Raw genomic sequence first — 16405 nt, 5'->3', positions numbered from 1 at the left:
TTCTACCTGGACTTTTCGCTAAAAGAAGTAAAATATCATATTCATATTTTGAAAGATGAACATCACTATCATTCTTTTTAACAATTCGTTCCTGTAGATATATTTTTAATTCTCCAAACCTTATAATTTCCGGTATGAATTGGTTTTTATGTTCCCAGCTAGTCAATATGTTTTCACTTATGCTTCCATTAGCATCTGTGATTCTCTCAATAATTTCTATCTTTTTCACCTTTATTGCCTCTACATTATTAATTTTATATTCTATATATCATCTGCCATTTGACTTTTTTCTTCTACAAGTAATATAATATATTTATTACATATGTAGGATTTAGCAGGAGGATTTTATTATGTCACTACCCCAAATTTCAGAAGCCGAATTTGAAGTTATGAAAATTGTATGGAAATATGCTCCCATCAATACAAATGAAATTACAGAAAAACTTACTCTAACTACCAGCTGGAGTCCAAAAACAATTCAAACTCTTATCAAGAGACTTGTTTCCAAAAAAGCTCTTTCCTACGAAAAACAAAGCCGGGTATTTGTCTATACTCCATTAGTCCAAGAAGATGAATATATACGCCAGGAAAGCAATTCTTTTTTAAAGCGATATTATAATGGAAATCTTTCTTCTATGCTGGCTTCTTACCTTGAAGACGATAAGCTCTCTTCAACAGAAATTGATAACTTACGCCATTTATTATCAAAACATCAGAAATAGGAGGTTTTGAATGAGCAACTGGATTATCCACTTTTTAATCAGTAATATCTTCATATGTATTTTTACACTTGTAATAATCGGAACAAAAAAACTTCTGAAAAAATATTTATCTGCGGCTACACAGTACCATCTCTGTTTTCTTTTATTTTTACTACTTGCCGTGCCATTTTTTCCTGTACAGATTCATGGCTCACAACTTTTTTCATGGTTACATTTTTTTCAAACTGACTCAGGACTTAACTCTGGTACCGACACGCTATCCGAACTTACCAGTAATACACAAAATATTTTGTTAAACCAGGTGAATGATTTTTCAGTTTCCATCAGTAGTCAATTTTCTGGAGGCTTGAATACCATACTCTTTCTAATATGGATAACGGGTGTTATGATTATGTCAGTCCTCACCCTTCATTCATTAAACTATGTACGTTCCATAAAAAGATCTGCTCTCCCGCTTCAAAATCAGCAGGTAAAAACTATTTATTACAATTGTTTAAAGGAACTTAAAATCTCTCACCCAGTATCAGTCTACAGTACTGCATTTTTAAAATCACCAGTTTTAATCGGAATAATACATCCCAGAATTTACATTCCCATCCATTTAATTTCCGAACTGAATCCTGATGATATGCGTTTTATGCTGCTACACGAATTACAGCATTACCGTCACAAAGATACATTTATTGGCTTCCTCATGGTCATAAGTAATATACTCTACTGGTTTAACCCTTTTGTTTGGTACACTTCAAAAGAAATTCTCTGTGACCGTGAAATAGCCTGTGATTCTGCTGTATTGCAGATGATTTCTGCTGATGAATACCAAGCTTATGGAACTACACTGATTAATTTTGCAGAAAAAATATCCTCTTTCTCCTCTCCACTGGCAGTTGGAATGTCCGGAAATTTCAGGCAGATGAAACGACGTATTCTCAACATCGCCGTTTTTAGGAAAGAAACTCTTTATCAAAAAATGAGAGCATTGATAATTTATCTGGTCATTAGTGCTGTTTTTATTGGATGTACACCCATTTTATCCATTGATGCCTCTACTCAAAGCGTATATCATTTTAGTGATACAGACAAAAATATCTCCCTGTTAGATATATCCGAAACATTTGGAACATATGATGGATCATTTGTTTTGTATGACAATAATTTGGATTCCTGGAAAATATACGATCTTGAAGAAGCCACCAAACGTATTCCGCCAGAGTCTACCTACAAAATATACGATGCATTATTAGGGTTGGAATCCGGAATCATCACACCAGAACACTCTTCCATGACATGGAATGGTGATGCCTTTCCTTTTCCATCCTGGGAAGCTGATCAGGATTTAAACTCTGCTATGCAAAATTCCGTTAACTGGTATTTCCAGGCAATTGACTCGCAGCTCGGAATTAACAGAGTCCAGGGATTTTTGAATAAAATAGAATATGGAAACCAGACAACCAGTTCAAATCTGGATTTATACTGGTCCGATTTTTCATTAAAAATCTCGCCTTTAGAGCAAGTAACATTATTGAAAAAATTTAACACAAATGAATTCCATCTAAATTCCCAAAATGTATTTTCTGTTAAAAATGCTATAAAAATTGCCAGTACACCTAATGGTAATTTCTACGGAAAAACTGGAACCGGTCGTGTCAACGGACAGGATATCAACGGCTGGTTTATCGGATATGTAGAAACTTCCGATAACAGCTATTATTTTGCAACCAATATCCAAAGTGATTCTAATGCAACTGGCAAAAAAGCATTTGAAATCACTTCTGATATCTTAAAAAAATTACATATATGGAATTAACAAATATGAAAGGGCTGATAGTTGTTATCAGTTCTTTCTTTTTATTCTATATTGATATTTGGGAACTTCTTTCGTACCATTATTCAGAATTTTATTCCCCATATATTTAAAACTCTTATCATCGTTGAACTTAACAGTCAGCTCACTTGTAATAACGGCATCATTACATATAAATGTATCACATACAGCATCAACAACCAACACACTGTTTCCCTCTCCGCTATCTCTTATTTCAACGACCTCCGGTAAAGATGTTCCAAAATAAGTAGGGCTATAATTTAAACAGCCTAATCGTTCCCAGTCATAAGTTTGATGTTCCGAATCAAATACTGCCCATTTTTTAATTTGATCTGCTGTTATCGGCAAAAACTCCATTATCAGATTTTCAAACTCTTCTGCCGGAATTCCACTTGAGTTACCTGAAAACTCATATCTCTCCCCGTATTTCATTCGATATAAATATTCATATAAACCATTATAATCTAACCCTTCCATATCAGATCTATCCCAATCAGAACATAAAAGATTATTCCCCTGATATCCAAGCAAATACACACACCTCTTTGAAACTTCCCTGCATTCATCACTTAAAGGTTTAATTCTTATCATAGAACTGCCATCAACCGCTTCTGATACTTCCGGATACTTTGGAACGCATAGCGTATAACCAAACCAGCCTTTTTCTGTATATTTCCATTCTTCTATCCTTGTATACGAAACATATACAATAGATGGATTGTCGTTCATACCCCAAACAGCTTTCACAGCCAGCAAATACATATCTGTCCCATCATAATTGAATTTGAGTCTTTCTATCCCACCATCCCTGTTAATCCTATATAAGACGATATCTCCTGTCAGATCCTGTTCTGCCCTGAAAAGAAATTCTTCCATTTTAGAATAATTAGCCATATTTGAATACGGTGCTGATGCAATAACGGGGACATTTTTTTCCTTTAATACTTCCTGCATTTCTTCCATTACTGTCTCAGAAACTACTATATTCGATGAAGTCCCTTTATCCGCCTTTTGATAAATGACTTTCATCTGATTCATAACATTCTTACAATCTTCAATAGCTTCTTCTTTCACGACTTCATCTACTGGCAAATCATATCCTCTTTCTTGTACAGCATAATTCGCAGTTTCCTGTGAAATATATTCTAAATCAGCCCCTTTACATTTTGTATTTCCTATGAAAAAGCATCCCGAAATAAATAAAACGCTCATCATCTTTTTCAGTTTTCTTTTTGTAATCATATCAATTATCTCCATAACATTCCTCCCACTTTTCGTCTGATAATCTTTCTGTATACCAGGTAACCTCTATTTCTGACCTTGATACATAATTGGATACATATTGAAATCTATCTTTATCTAACAGCCGAATGGTTACGCTATGACAAAACGCCTGATCTAATTCTTTTTGTGGCCATACCGCATTTACTTCCAGTGTTATTGTTCCATCTTGATTTTCTATGTAGGAAACAACTTCCGGATATGGAATATATGGTGTGGGAGCAAAATCATATACGATTCCTCTGGTTCGATACCGATATGTCTGTATTTCTGTGTGAAATACCGTTCCTGTCTGCAGTATCTCTGCGCTTATATTAAAATATTTTTGAAATATCGTTTCAAATGATTCTTTTGGGATTTCATAAGTCTTTCCTTCCTTAAATTCATCAGTTTTTTCTTCCATTGAAAGTAAACGATCAAAAACATCATAAAAATTTATTCCATCATAATTTTTTTCACTCCAATTAGAAGTAAACAATTTATTAAGTGTATATCCAAAAGGAAGTATATATTTTCGATTCAACTCCCGACATTTTTTATTTAACGGTGCTACCCGAAAGTCCCGATATCCAGACGGTCCATCATATCCTGCCGGATGATATTCTTCTATAAAGAAATGCCCGTTTTCTGTATATTTCCATGAATTAGCTCTAAACTCATGATAATATGTTTCCTGCCAAGTGTCCTCTTTCCATTTAAAAGAGCTTACTTCAACGTCTATTTTCCCCTGTTTGGTTTTCAGATCATACCGGATAAAATGATCCCCTGCTATAACTTGAAATATAGTAGTTTTTCCATTCTTCTCTTTTTCTGCTTTTTTCAAAAAATCATCTACTTTAATACTTTGAACCATATCCAGCTGATTGTAGGAATCAATTACTGCATATCCATATTTTCCAAAATAATCCATACTTTTTTGTATTGTACTCAGCTCATATAGTGCATTTTCTTTCACAGCATTCTCATATATGTTCCGATAGCCTTCTGCTAGCATTTCACACTCTCTGTAAATTTTTTCTTTCGTATCTTCAATTGTCTTTTTCTGCTCTTTCTTTATGCCACATCCACTACAGACAGCAAGAAAAATAACTCCCACAAATATTTTCCAAATTTTTTTCATATCATTTTCCTCTTACATTTGTAATATTTAAAGGTAAAAATTATTCATTACCAAGATATTCATCCAGTATCGCCTTATCCTTTTCCACCACATAACCGCTTCCTCCAATATCTTTCACATTCTCTACCATACTGATGAGCAAAATAGGATTCTTTGTATCTCTATCTGTAGTAAAAACTGTAAACCAGCCAATTTCTGTTCCAGATGTATCTTCTTTTGTAGCTTTCAGTTCCGCTGTTCCGGTTTTTCCTGCTAATCTAATGTCTTCCCGGCATGCTCCATAACCAGTTCCTTCCGGGTTATTCACTACACCCTCTAACCCCTCCATAACCTCCGAAACAATTTGTGGTGAAAAAGCATCTTTTATCCAGATTTCACTGGAAGTGCTTCCACCATCCGCGTGAAGATATGGCTTTATCATATTTCCATCATTTAGAAAAGCCGTATAAATGCTTGCAAGATGCAAAGGATTTACCAGAATCTGTCCCTGTCCATACCCACTGTCAGCAAGCTGGATTTCTGTTTCTATCTTGTCCATATTAGAATATTGGGACTCTGACATTTTAATATCAAATGGAAGTTCCTGATTAAATCCTATTTGATTTAGAGACTGCATCAGTTGATCCGCACCAATTTTTAATGCTGCTTTTGCAAAATAAATATTATCTGAATAAATAAGCGCATTTTTCAAGATCACAGGTTCATAATCATGAAGTGTAGTCACTGTATAATCTCCCCACGAGGAATCTTTCTGCCACGCCAGACCCTCATTTCCAAAATCGTCATTTGCAGTAAATGCCCCCACTTTTAATCCAATTGCAGCAATTACAGGTTTAAAAGTTGAGCCAGGACACCATGTCTGGCGAAAGCGGTTGTATAAAGGCCTGTCTTCATTTTCATTTAATGCACTCCACTGGCTGTTGTCCATTCCACGTACAAAATCATTATTATCATAAGATGGCGTACTTACCAACGCCAATACTTCCCCTGTATAAGGATTCAAAGCTACAGAACATCCTCTGTCTTCTTTAAATTGTTCATAAAGAGTACTTTGAAGATCACCATCAATCGTAGTATGGATATCTTCTCCATCTTTTCTAGGCTCATATGCAATAACACTTTTTTTATTTCCATTTGCATCTACAATACAGATTTCACACCCATCTGTTCCTTTTAGTTCTTTTTCATAAAGCGTTTCCAGTCCAGTCTTTCCAATCACACTGTTTGTACGATACCCTTCCCCTTTATGTTCCTGCAAATCTTCGGCTGTAACCGCCTGTACATACCCTACCAGATGAGAGGCAGCTTCTTTTAGATAATAAGTTCGTACTTTTACATCAGATAACATAATACCTGGAATCTTCAATAATGTGTCCTGCTTTTCTTTTTCTTCCAGAACAGTTTTATCCGGATTCACTGTCAAAAGATCGACCTCTTGTATTTTAGGAATTGTTGCTACTGGTACAAAAGAATCTGCTTTTACCCAACCGGCTTTTAACTTATCCTCAATTTCGTCTGCTCCAATTCCAAGATACTCTGCCAGTTTTTTTATTGTATCTTCTCTGTTCTCCATCCTGCCCGGAACAATTCCTACCGAAGATGCAGTTCCCTCTCCAGCCAACTGACGACCATTTCTGTCTAAAATATCTCCTCTCTCTGCCTCTTCTGACGTTACCTGAACTTTATCCGTTGCAGATAACTCTGGAAAAATCAACTGATCCTGCCAGATTAAATGATATCCTGTCCAATCATGTGAAAATACCGCATCGTTGGTAAATTCTACATTTCCTGCAGCAGTCTGCATATTTGTTGTATAGGAAACTGCCGCATTTCCGTTTTCTTGTCTTTTTACTGTAATATCGGTTATGGACAGATCAGACATCTCAATGCCTTCATATATTTTAGAATTTCGTTCTATAAATTCTTCCTTACTGTTCATGCTGCTTTTTTTCTGATCCAGCATGGCATACATTTGCTCATATTCCCCTTTTTCAATATATTTCATATATTCCATTAGTCTTTTTTCAGGAACATTACAATTCATTATTGTTACAATACCGATTTCACCACCAATCAATATACCGCTAAATAAAACTATTTTTGTAATAATCTTCGTGTGTTTTTTTCTTTTCTTTTTTCTCATATAGTTTTATTTCTCCTTTTTTCATATTTTCTTAAATATTACACTTGTAATATTTAAACGTCAAGCTTTTTCTTAGGTTTATATATGTAGACAAGAGAAAAGATTTGCATAAAAAAGAAAGGGCATCTCAAAGCCTTCTTTGATAAAGAACTTTACGACACTCTGAGGTAATGGTTTCTCCGGATGTTTCCCAAACGCTATAATCACTCTCCAGAAGAACCAAAAACGATTTTTAATTTTCTCTCAGAAAAAAAAGAACTACTCTAAATCTGCTGATCTTTGAAATAACCCTGCTCGTTTCTTATAATCACAAACATATTCAGACAACACATTCTTTGCTGGCAGATTATTATAGCAGAAAACGCAACAAATCCCTTTACTAACTTTTGTTCCATATATTTCCTGTACCAATCCTATTGTTTCATCATCTGAACAAAAGCTCTTCGGAATCTCCCTACAATCCCTGATAATAACGCAAATCTGTTTACTATCACTAAATACTCAATACGTTTCTTTTAAGCAAGAAATAAAAGAGTTGGAATTGATACATCAAAACCTGTCCAAATATCTCAAACAGGATGCTCCTGAAATACAAAGATCTTCTCATAACAAACTTCCTTCTTTGTAAAACCAATAATAATAGGCAGCGATTTCACTCGCTGCCTAAATTTCCGTTAAACCGATATCCTACACCGCGCACCGTTTGTATATATACCGGATGTCCAGGATCATCTTCTATCTTTTCTCTAATGTTGCAGATATGTCGCATAACAACATTGTAATCACCCGAATAGGGTTCATTCCAGATTATATCATATATTTGTTCTTTACTAAACACTCTTCCAGGACTTCGCATTAATAAATGCAAAATTTCAAACTCTATAAAAGATAAATCTATTTTTTCCTGCTTTCGAAATAATTCTCTTTTATCCAACAAAATAACAATATCTCCATAACTCAAATTTGTTTTTGCATTTTCAATTACTTGAAATGCTCTTGCTCCCGTATTGACACAGGATATTATATGATTCAGGATTTCTTCCTCACTATCTTCAAATGTCAGTATTAACATTTTCCCATGTAATCACCTACTTTATTTTTTATGCATAAACTTTTAACTAAAACAAATCTGCCGTACTGTGACATTTTTCTTTTACCATCACACAGCTAAAGATTATTCAATATTCAATTCAATGTTTCCAGTAAATTCCTCACACTCAATGCCGACATAATTTCCGCCATCAGGAAGTGTAATTGTGTCACTATAAGTTCCGGTTGTTTCAAGCAAAGTGACTACTTCATCAGCTCCAGAATCGACATAGCGTGTAATCTTCTTGCTGGGCCTCGTACAGCCAGCGCCGTGGTTGCGAGAATCACGCCTATGATCAAGCACAATTCCAGCCACGGAACACTCCAGGGATTTCCGAATGTGCGAGTGATAAGGCTGGAGTACAGGAACCAATGAAACAGCAATCCGAAAATACATCCCAATATGACACCACTTATGGCATACGAGGCAGCTTCCGCAGAAATCATGCGTGTAAGCTGTTGATTACTCATGCCAATGGCACGCATTACTCCATATTGGCGAGTTCGGGCGGAAACTCCCATGCTGATGGTATTCATAATATGGAAAATCGTAATGGCTACAATGATTGACAGGAAACCATATACCAATGTTGCAAAAGCATAATAAAGGCCACGTTGTTGCTGTGCTTGGATTAAGACATCAGTGAAAGTGACTCCTTCACCGAACAATGCTTCAACCTCGGCAACATCTTCTTCATCAGAACCAAAGCGGAACTGGACATCTAGGATAGTATACCCAGTCTCACCCGTCAGCTGCGAAAAAGTTTCCTCGGAGCAGATCAGTGTTTCCGTTCCCTCTGCACGAGCCAATAGGCTGTCAGACAAAACACCCCCTACCGTAACTGTTTGATCCTTCCCGTTTATTGTCAGTGTAATGGTATCTCCCACCTGCACTTCTGTTCCTGTGTTTGCCACAAACAAGACCTGTCCTGGCGTGTTCGTTACAGTATCTATAGAACCTGCAATTAGTTGATCTTGCGCCCAGCGGAACTGATTTTCTTCATAGGAGATTAGATTGCTGTTATGGATTGCGCCGCTAATTTGGGCAGGAACATCATAAGCAAACATTCTGCCAAACACTCGACTAACAGCGGAATTTTGTACTACGGCATCCCTTCGATCCGCCGGAATGGAACAAGTATTTGTGTCACTGACAATGGAAAGCTCGGGCGACCATTCTTTCGGCATAAATGCGTTTTCCATAAAGGGAACCAGCGTACAGAACCCTAAAAACAAGGTGATGCAGATTGCAAATGCACCTGTCATCAGAATATAGCTGCGCCGTTTGGCCTTGGCATGATGGATACCAAGTGCTACCTCTACATGCCACCGCCGAGTGTTTGCCGCATGGCGGAACGAGGATTCCTGCTGTGTATTGCCTGTGACAGCCTCCAATGGTGAAACCTTTGCTGCCATTTTTGCGGGGGTCCGAGCCGCCAATAGAACGGTAATAAGTCCCAATACAATGCTCACACCAATGCTTAGCCAGCTAATGCCAAAGATAGGCATATAACCAAACCATACAGTGCTGAGCTGCCGCATGACTGCACACAGTCCCCAAACCACCACGATACTTAACCCGATACCAATGGGTATGGCGGTAATGCACCACTGTAAAGCCTCACGGCGCACAAAGCGCAATACTTGGCGACGAGTGGCTCCCAAACAGCGCAGTAAACCGAAAAACTCCATGCGCTGGCTGACATTACTATTCAAACTACTGGAAATCATCATAACACAAGTTCCCATTACCACCAAAGAAAGCAGAAATGCCATTGTGTATATCTGCGACATATTGGAACCCGGCAGCTGCCCGAGCATACTGAGCAGTTCTTCATTTTGGGTGATTTGTGCATCAGATATGCCGTTTTGCTGCTGAATATCAGCAATGCTGGAACCAACATTAGTGAGCAGTGAGAACCGAACGACATACTGCCAGTTGCCGCTTAGATCCGCAGTTTGAATGCTTGACAGCCCTTCAGGTGTCAAAAGGACTGCACTGGCACTTCCCGAGATCATATTGGCGGCATCATCATCCATAATTCCCGTAATCGCCAGTTGCATTGTACTCCCATCAGGAGAGTTCAAAGTAAGAGTATCTCCCAACGAAATTCCTGCTGTTTGTGCTAATGTAGATGAAACAGCTACCTGTCCAGCTATCTCAGGGAACTCACCTGAAAGGACAGAACCTAAATAAATTTCAGAAAATATTGTCTCGTCCATCCCTGCAACAGAAACGGGCTGGTCTGCCACTGTGCAGCCGATTTCTGCGGGAATGTTGCCTTGCCAGCCAGACAAGTCTATTTCAGGGCGGGCAGCAATATATTCGGATGTTTTTTCGTCAATAGCTGTGATTTTACAATGCCAATCTCCAGTTTGATGCCGGGTTTCATCCGTCATGCTTTTCAAATACATATCGGCCAGTCCAAACATGACTGCAACCAGGAAAACCGCCAGCACAATGCAAATGCGTGTCATGCGGCTTTGCCTGCGGTGAACCTTGTTGGAGATAGAAACCAAGTCGAGGTAGTGTTTCATTTCCGGCTCACCCCCAACTCCTTCAGCACACCATCAGACATATTGAAAATGCGGTCTGCCGCACTTGCATGATTTTTGTTGTGGGTAATCATCAAAATGGTTTGCTGGTACTTGGCCGACATGGTTTGCAGGAGAGCCAAGACTTCCTGACTATTTTTACTGTCCAGATTGCCGGTCGGCTCGTCCGCCAAAATCAGTGCAGGTCGTGTAACCAAAGCCCTGCCGATAGCGACACGCTGTTGCTGGCCACCGGAGAGCTGACTGGGAAGATGATGACGGCGTTCGGTCAGTCCCAAAACATTCAGCAGCTCGTTGACAAACCTCTGGTCTGGCCGCTTGTAGTCAAGCAGCAACGGAAAAGTGATGTTCTGTTCTACATTCAGTTCCGGGATCAGATTAAATGACTGAAAGATAAAACCGATGTGTTGCCGCCGGAACACGGTCAGTTTTTTCTCCGGCATTGAGAAAATATCCTGACCGTCGATCCAGACCTTGCCGGAAGTGGCTTTGTCCAGAGCACCCACAACATTCAGCAACGTACTTTTGCCGGAGCCGGATTCACCAATAATGGCAATAAATTCACCTTTGCGAACCGAAAATGTTGCATGACGCAACGCTTGAACCGCTGCTTCACCTTTTCCATAGGTTTTGCACAAGTCCTGTACTTCAAGAATATTCATACGCAGTACCTCCTTATGGTCACATCATACCCCCTTCGGCTTACTTCCAAGTGACCTGCATCTTACTCATTTGTAAGGCTGAAAAAGTTCAATGTGAAGGTAGTTCCAACATCGAGTGTGCTGGTTACAGAAATAGTTCCCCCATGTGCCTCCACAATAGATTTAGCCAGCGGTAAGCCCAATCCTATCCCATGCACATCTGACGAAAAGCGGCTGCGGTAAAAGCGTTTGAAAATGTTGTATAAGTCCTCTTGGTGGATACCTTTGCCATCGTCTGTAATGACGATCTGAGTCAACAGGGGTGATTGTGTCCATTGCACCGAAATGTGACCGCCCGGTTGTGTGTGTTCCAAAGCATTTTTGACGATATTTCCAATCGCCTCCGACATCCATAGTGCATCGCAATTAAGAGAAATATCATCCTTACCCGAAAGGGTGATCTCTTTGTGATCCTGTTCTGCCCATGTTTCAAATCGTTCCAAAACATCTTGCATGAGAGCGGAAACATTTTCTTCTGCTTTTTCCATCTGTATAATTCCCGCATCCAGGCGCGCCAGTTTGAGCAGTGTATAAATAACGTTCTCCATTCGCTTAATCTCTCGTTGAGATTTTTCCGAAAAGTTCGCCACCGTTTCGGCTTCTCCTTTATGACTGCTTATGATTTCATGGTACATTTTCAAAGCAGATAGCGGCGTTTTAATCTGATGTGATACATCCGAAATGATGTCCTGTAAGAACTCCTTTGTCTGCTTCTGGCTCTCTGCATGGGCGGAGAGAATAGTCGCCATTTCATTGACATCATGGAAAAGGCTATACCAATCACCGGTTTGGGAACATTCAATTCTGGACATAGAATTGCCATCCAAAAATTCTCGAATCTTACTTCCTGCATCATCAATAGCTCTATGCTGGCGTCGCAGATAAAACAGCAGAACCAGATATACCATACCGAACAGAAACAACAGCAGCAAGAATAGATACAGCATCGTCTGATTGCGATATTCCCGAACAGTGGGCAATAGCTGCATAGATGTTGCTTCACTGTATCCAATAGAGGCCAGCGCTTCTTTGCCTCGTTCTATATCGCTTTCGTTGGGGTGAGCAGTAAAAGCTGAAATCTGCAATTTATCCTCATGGTTCAGCTGGTAGCCGGAAACACCATAGTCATGGAGCAACATCTCATGTTGGAAGTCCTTTGCAAGTAAAAACGAAAGTCCTGCGGCAAGTAGAAATGAAATAAGGCAGATGACGGTGATTGCCAACAGTAGATTCTTTGTTTCTTTCCCTAATTTGCCCATACCTTGTCCTCACTCAACGACCCATTTATAGCCGATACCTCGTTCCGTCAGCAAGTATTTAGGCTGATTGGGTGTGTCCTCAATTTTGTTTCTCAGCCGCCGGATATACACAGATAGAGTATTATCGTCCACAAAATTACCGTTGCCATCCCACATCCGATCCAGAATCATTTCGCGCGGCATAAGGTGATTGGGATTTTGCATGAACAGACACAGCAATTTGTATTCCACCAATGGGAGATCAAGCGGTTTTTCATTTTTCCAGACGAGCCGCTCTGCCGTATCCACACGAACGCCATTAGCTTCCAAAAAGGTATCTGCTTTGGAAAACTGCAAGGAACGGCGCAGGATTGCCTTAATTCTGGATAGAAGTTCATTCAGCTTGAACGGTTTGGTGATATAATCGTCGGCACCCATATCAAGTCCTCGGACAATGCTGATTTCCTGATCCGAAGCTGTCAAAAATATAATGGGAACGGTTGAGCTGTTCCGTACCGCTTTGCAAACATCGAAGCCTGTGCCATCTGGGAGCGTAACATCCAGCAAAAGTAAATCATAGGTGTTCTTTCGGAATAGTGCCAAAGCCTCCTTTACAGTTTTGGCATTGTCCACCATATATCCACTTGCTTCCAAAGTATATTGCAATCCATCAATCAGGCTCAAATCATCTTCAACATAAAGTATCTTTTGCATTTTTTTGCTCCTTTCCTTGCTTCGTTCTCATATCCACAGGCTTTTCCGCGTCTTTCGGAAGCAGCCAAATTGTAGCCACCTTCACAGCACCGGGAATACGGCCACCGGCGCAATAATAGTTTATCTGCCGAATTGAAACTCCCCATTTTTCACTTGCTTCTTTTAGGGTCATATAGTCCATCTCTGCACCTCCTGCAATACATTCCATTATATTTCTATTGTTCGAAGAATACAAGCCTGCAACCATGTTGCAAAAAAGAAAAATCGGTATAATCGTACTGGAAAAACCGGAATGATAAGGTTATTCCTCAAATCAAACCGGAACGATACAATATTATTGAGGTGAACGATTATGCCGATTGATGATTTAACTGCTTTAGGGCAAAAAATGCGGGAAGCCAGAAAGAAAAAAGACCTGACACAACAGGAGCTTGCGGATCTGAGCCATGTTTCTGTAAAGCAAATCGCCAATATCGAAAAGGGGAAAATGAATCCTTCTTATTTGATTTTGAGAGCATTGGCAAAGGTCCTGCACATCTCTTTAGATACGCTTATAAATCCAGATATTTCTCTGGAAGATGAAGGTGTCAATCAGATGAAAATGCTTTATTCCAGCTGTCCGCCAGAAATGCGTGACACCCTGTTGCATCACACCCAAGAAACGGTGAGGGAACTGACAGAGTTGTCCGAAAAATTTGAAACGAATTGAGCCAGTGAGTGAAATTTAACGATTCTCTCACTGGTTCTTTTCATTTTCGGAGAAAAGAGGCAAGCACAGCAAGCGAGTACCCGGAAAATCCATTTTGGGCGCACAAAGCTGCCTGCCCTGCAACGGTTTTTTTCTTTCCCCGTCTTGCGGGGCAGGATCGCTTGGCTTATTCGGTTTTAGTCTTGCTCTTGTTCGACTGCCTCTTTCAGCCGGTCAAAACTCTCATCGCTGATGATGTGTTCAATACGGCAGGCATCGGCCTCCGCAGTTTTGGGGTCAACGCCTGCGGTGATAAGCTGCTCGGTAAAGAAGCAGTGACGCTCGTAGATTTTTTCGGCTACCTCGCGGCCCACATCGGTCAGATGGAGAAAGTGATCTTCGTCCATCATAAGAAAGCCGCCGTCCCGCAAGGTAGCCACTGCATGGCACACGCTGGGCTTTGACACCTCCATGTGCCGGGCCACATCTACGGAGCGCACCATACCGCGTTTCTTTTGGAGAACAAGGATGGTTTCCAGGTAGTCCTCCCCGGACGCATGAAGTTTCATCTGAACCTCCGTTACTGAGCCAGCTTCCAGCCGATGACCTCCTGTCTGGCCGATACAAAATCGGCATACAGGCCCTTTTGCTGGATTAGCTCCGCATGAGTGCCGCGCTGGACGATATGAGCGTTGTCCAGTACAAGGATCTGATCGGCGTTGCGGACGGTTTTCAGACGGTGGGCAATCATGATGATAGTCTTGTCATGGGTCAGTGCCTCAATAGCACGCTGCAATTCATCCTCATTCTCCGGGTCAACACTGCTTGTCGCCTCGTCCAAAATGATGATGGGTGCGTCCTTCAGCATGGCGCGGGCGATGGAAATCCGCTGTTTCTCGCCGCCAGACAGAGTGCCGCCGCCCTCGCCAATCACAGTGTCATAGCCATCCGGCAGGGCAGAAATAAAGTCATGGCAGCAAGCCTTCTTCGCCGCCTCAACCACCTGCTCATGGGTGGCGTCCGGGCAGCCAAACTTGATATTGTTCTCAATCGTATCTGCAAATAGGTACACGCTCTGGAACACCATCGAGATATTCTTCATCAGGCTGTCCAGCTTGAAATCTCGTACATCCGTACCGCCTATGGTAATCTTCCCGGCATTCACATCCCAAAAACGGGCAATCAGGTTGCACATCGTTGTCTTTCCTGCCCCGGAAGGGCCGACAATGGCCGTAGTCGTTTTTTCGGGAATGGTAAAGCTGACCTGATCTAATATCTTACGGTCTGCGTAGGAAAAATCCACCTTGTTAAACACGATCTCGCTGGACTTCGGCGTAATATCAGCGCCTTTCTCGTCCATTACCGGCGTGTCATCAATGGAGTTTGCCGTATCCATCGAGGCCGCCAGCATTTGCAGCAAAGAGGCCATATTCCCGGCGTTCTCCAAATCGTTGAACACCATGAAAGAAGCAATCACCAAAATCAGACCGTAGGCCAGCGGCAGGGAGCCGTCCAGCCAGAACCAGACCGAGGCCAAAAGCAACAGGACGCTGAACACTCGGACAACAGCCTGTTTGATAGCGTCATAGGGAACGCTGGCCTTTGTCAATTTCAGGTTATCCCGGCAGCTCGCCTTAATTGCACTGCCGATAGACTGCGTGCTGTCCCGTTCCAGTCCAAATGCTTTGACAATCCCCATCCCCTGAATGTACTCCAACACAGACTCCACAAGGGACTCCTGTGTGTGCTGGCGTACCCCGCTGAGCGCGGCAGATTTGCGAAGCGCCAGTTCCGCCGCCGCAAGGTAAATCAGGACACCGGCAGCGGCCACAAGACCGATCCGCCAGTCAAATACCAACAGGACGATGACGAGGGCAACCGAGTTGAAAAAACCGCCCAGCACTGACACCAGAACACGGGCTGCTGAGTTCTCTACATCGCCCAAAGTTGTTGTGACAATGGCGGTAATATTCCCGATACTATTCTTGTTGAAGTAGCCCATCGGGATGTAGCGCAGCCGATCTCCGATGTGGATACGCTTTTCAGCCACCATGCAATAGCCGGTTTCCGTCTGCTCCATCGTGGAAAAATAGGTCGTGATGATACGCCCAATGAGGGAAACGGCCATAATTCCCAGCGAAATGCAGATAAACTTTCCGTCCCGGTTGTCAGATACTAACGCGCCGATCACTACAAAGAGGGCGGCAAACTGCATGGCTGAAAACAGCCCGGACAGGAATGAGAATAACAGGGATTTTTTTAGAAGCCCCTTCTTGCTGCCTGCAAAAGCAAAGATTTTTTTCAATGTTCCATACATCTGACAACACC

At 41.1% G+C, this 16405-nt stretch carries 14 protein-coding genes and 1 pseudogene; 3 read left to right on the top strand and 12 right to left on the bottom strand.

The features are described from left to right. A pseudogene (locus AC04Q6_RS15580) lies at positions 1-229 on the bottom strand (hypothetical protein); the annotation flags it as partial. Positions 230-347: 118 nt separating this feature from the next. Between AC04Q6_RS15580 and AC04Q6_RS15575 the strand changes: the two are divergent. Both AC04Q6_RS15575 and AC04Q6_RS15570 read left to right on the top strand, forming a co-directional pair. Further along, positions 348-722, top strand: a complete 375-nt coding sequence (locus AC04Q6_RS15575; RefSeq protein WP_092073165.1) for a BlaI/MecI/CopY family transcriptional regulator — start codon at positions 348-350, stop codon at positions 720-722. Between the two features lie 10 nt (positions 723-732). Further along, positions 733-2529, top strand: coding sequence for a BlaR1 family beta-lactam sensor/signal transducer (locus AC04Q6_RS15570; RefSeq protein WP_118168644.1), 1797 nt, complete (start codon positions 733-735; stop codon positions 2527-2529). A 27-nt stretch (positions 2530-2556) separates the two neighbouring features. On the opposite strand, the gene AC04Q6_RS15565 is transcribed toward AC04Q6_RS15570, so the two are convergent. The 9 genes from AC04Q6_RS15565 to AC04Q6_RS15525 all read right to left on the bottom strand — a co-directional run bounded on the left by AC04Q6_RS15565 (position 2557) and on the right by AC04Q6_RS15525 (position 13570). Then, the gene (locus AC04Q6_RS15565; protein WP_118071401.1) at positions 2557-3804 is read right to left on the bottom strand and encodes a DUF6070 family protein; all 1248 of its coding nucleotides are present in this window, start codon (positions 3802-3804) and stop codon (positions 2557-2559) included. Continuing rightward, positions 3791-4948 carry a DUF6070 family protein gene (locus AC04Q6_RS15560; RefSeq protein WP_062807810.1) on the bottom strand — a complete coding sequence of 386 codons (1158 nt, stop codon included), beginning with the start codon at positions 4946-4948 and terminating at the stop codon, positions 3791-3793. Before AC04Q6_RS15560 ends, AC04Q6_RS15565 begins: the two co-directional genes overlap by 14 nt. A 40-nt stretch (positions 4949-4988) precedes the next feature. After that, positions 4989-7091, bottom strand: a complete 2103-nt coding sequence (locus tag AC04Q6_RS15555; protein ID WP_118071402.1) for a penicillin-binding transpeptidase domain-containing protein — start codon at positions 7089-7091, stop codon at positions 4989-4991. 652 nt (positions 7092-7743) lie between these two features. Next, the gene (locus AC04Q6_RS15550; protein WP_015524608.1) at positions 7744-8163 is read right to left on the bottom strand and encodes a winged helix-turn-helix domain-containing protein; all 420 of its coding nucleotides are present in this window, start codon (positions 8161-8163) and stop codon (positions 7744-7746) included. Between the two features lie 221 nt (positions 8164-8384). Continuing rightward, positions 8385-10718 carry an FtsX-like permease family protein gene (locus AC04Q6_RS15545; protein ID WP_092072818.1) on the bottom strand — a complete coding sequence of 778 codons (2334 nt, stop codon included), beginning with the start codon at positions 10716-10718 and terminating at the stop codon, positions 8385-8387. Next, positions 10715-11398 (bottom strand): ABC transporter ATP-binding protein, encoded by a 684-nt coding sequence (locus tag AC04Q6_RS15540; protein WP_092072821.1) that lies wholly within the window; start codon positions 11396-11398, stop codon positions 10715-10717. Before AC04Q6_RS15540 ends, AC04Q6_RS15545 begins: the two co-directional genes overlap by 4 nt. A 62-nt stretch (positions 11399-11460) precedes the next feature. Further along, the gene (locus AC04Q6_RS15535; protein WP_055066044.1) at positions 11461-12696 is read right to left on the bottom strand and encodes a sensor histidine kinase; all 1236 of its coding nucleotides are present in this window, start codon (positions 12694-12696) and stop codon (positions 11461-11463) included. 9 nt (positions 12697-12705) lie between these two features. Continuing rightward, the gene (locus AC04Q6_RS15530; protein WP_031476721.1) at positions 12706-13389 is read right to left on the bottom strand and encodes a response regulator transcription factor; all 684 of its coding nucleotides are present in this window, start codon (positions 13387-13389) and stop codon (positions 12706-12708) included. Further along, on the bottom strand, positions 13367-13570 hold the full coding sequence (locus AC04Q6_RS15525) for a helix-turn-helix domain-containing protein (RefSeq protein ID WP_092072824.1): 204 nt from the start codon (positions 13568-13570) through the stop codon (positions 13367-13369). Before AC04Q6_RS15525 ends, AC04Q6_RS15530 begins: the two co-directional genes overlap by 23 nt. A 171-nt stretch (positions 13571-13741) precedes the next feature. Here AC04Q6_RS15525 and AC04Q6_RS15520 point away from each other — a divergent pair, with 171 nt between their 5' ends. Beyond that, positions 13742-14098, top strand: coding sequence for a helix-turn-helix domain-containing protein (locus AC04Q6_RS15520; RefSeq protein ID WP_092072827.1), 357 nt, complete (start codon positions 13742-13744; stop codon positions 14096-14098). Positions 14099-14274: 176 nt separating this feature from the next. On the opposite strand, the gene AC04Q6_RS15515 is transcribed toward AC04Q6_RS15520, so the two are convergent. Both AC04Q6_RS15515 and AC04Q6_RS15510 read right to left on the bottom strand, forming a co-directional pair. Beyond that, the gene (locus AC04Q6_RS15515; RefSeq protein ID WP_055200208.1) at positions 14275-14646 is read right to left on the bottom strand and encodes a metal-dependent transcriptional regulator; all 372 of its coding nucleotides are present in this window, start codon (positions 14644-14646) and stop codon (positions 14275-14277) included. 11 nt (positions 14647-14657) lie between these two features. Further along, positions 14658-16394: an ABC transporter ATP-binding protein gene (locus AC04Q6_RS15510; protein ID WP_118071403.1), complete on the bottom strand. Its 1737-nt coding sequence runs from the start codon at positions 16392-16394 to the stop codon at positions 14658-14660. Positions 16395-16405: the final 11 nt, after the last annotated feature.

Source organism: Blautia sp. HA9023 (genome assembly GCF_056504095.1).
This window is presented reverse-complemented; position numbering and strand designations above follow the sequence as displayed.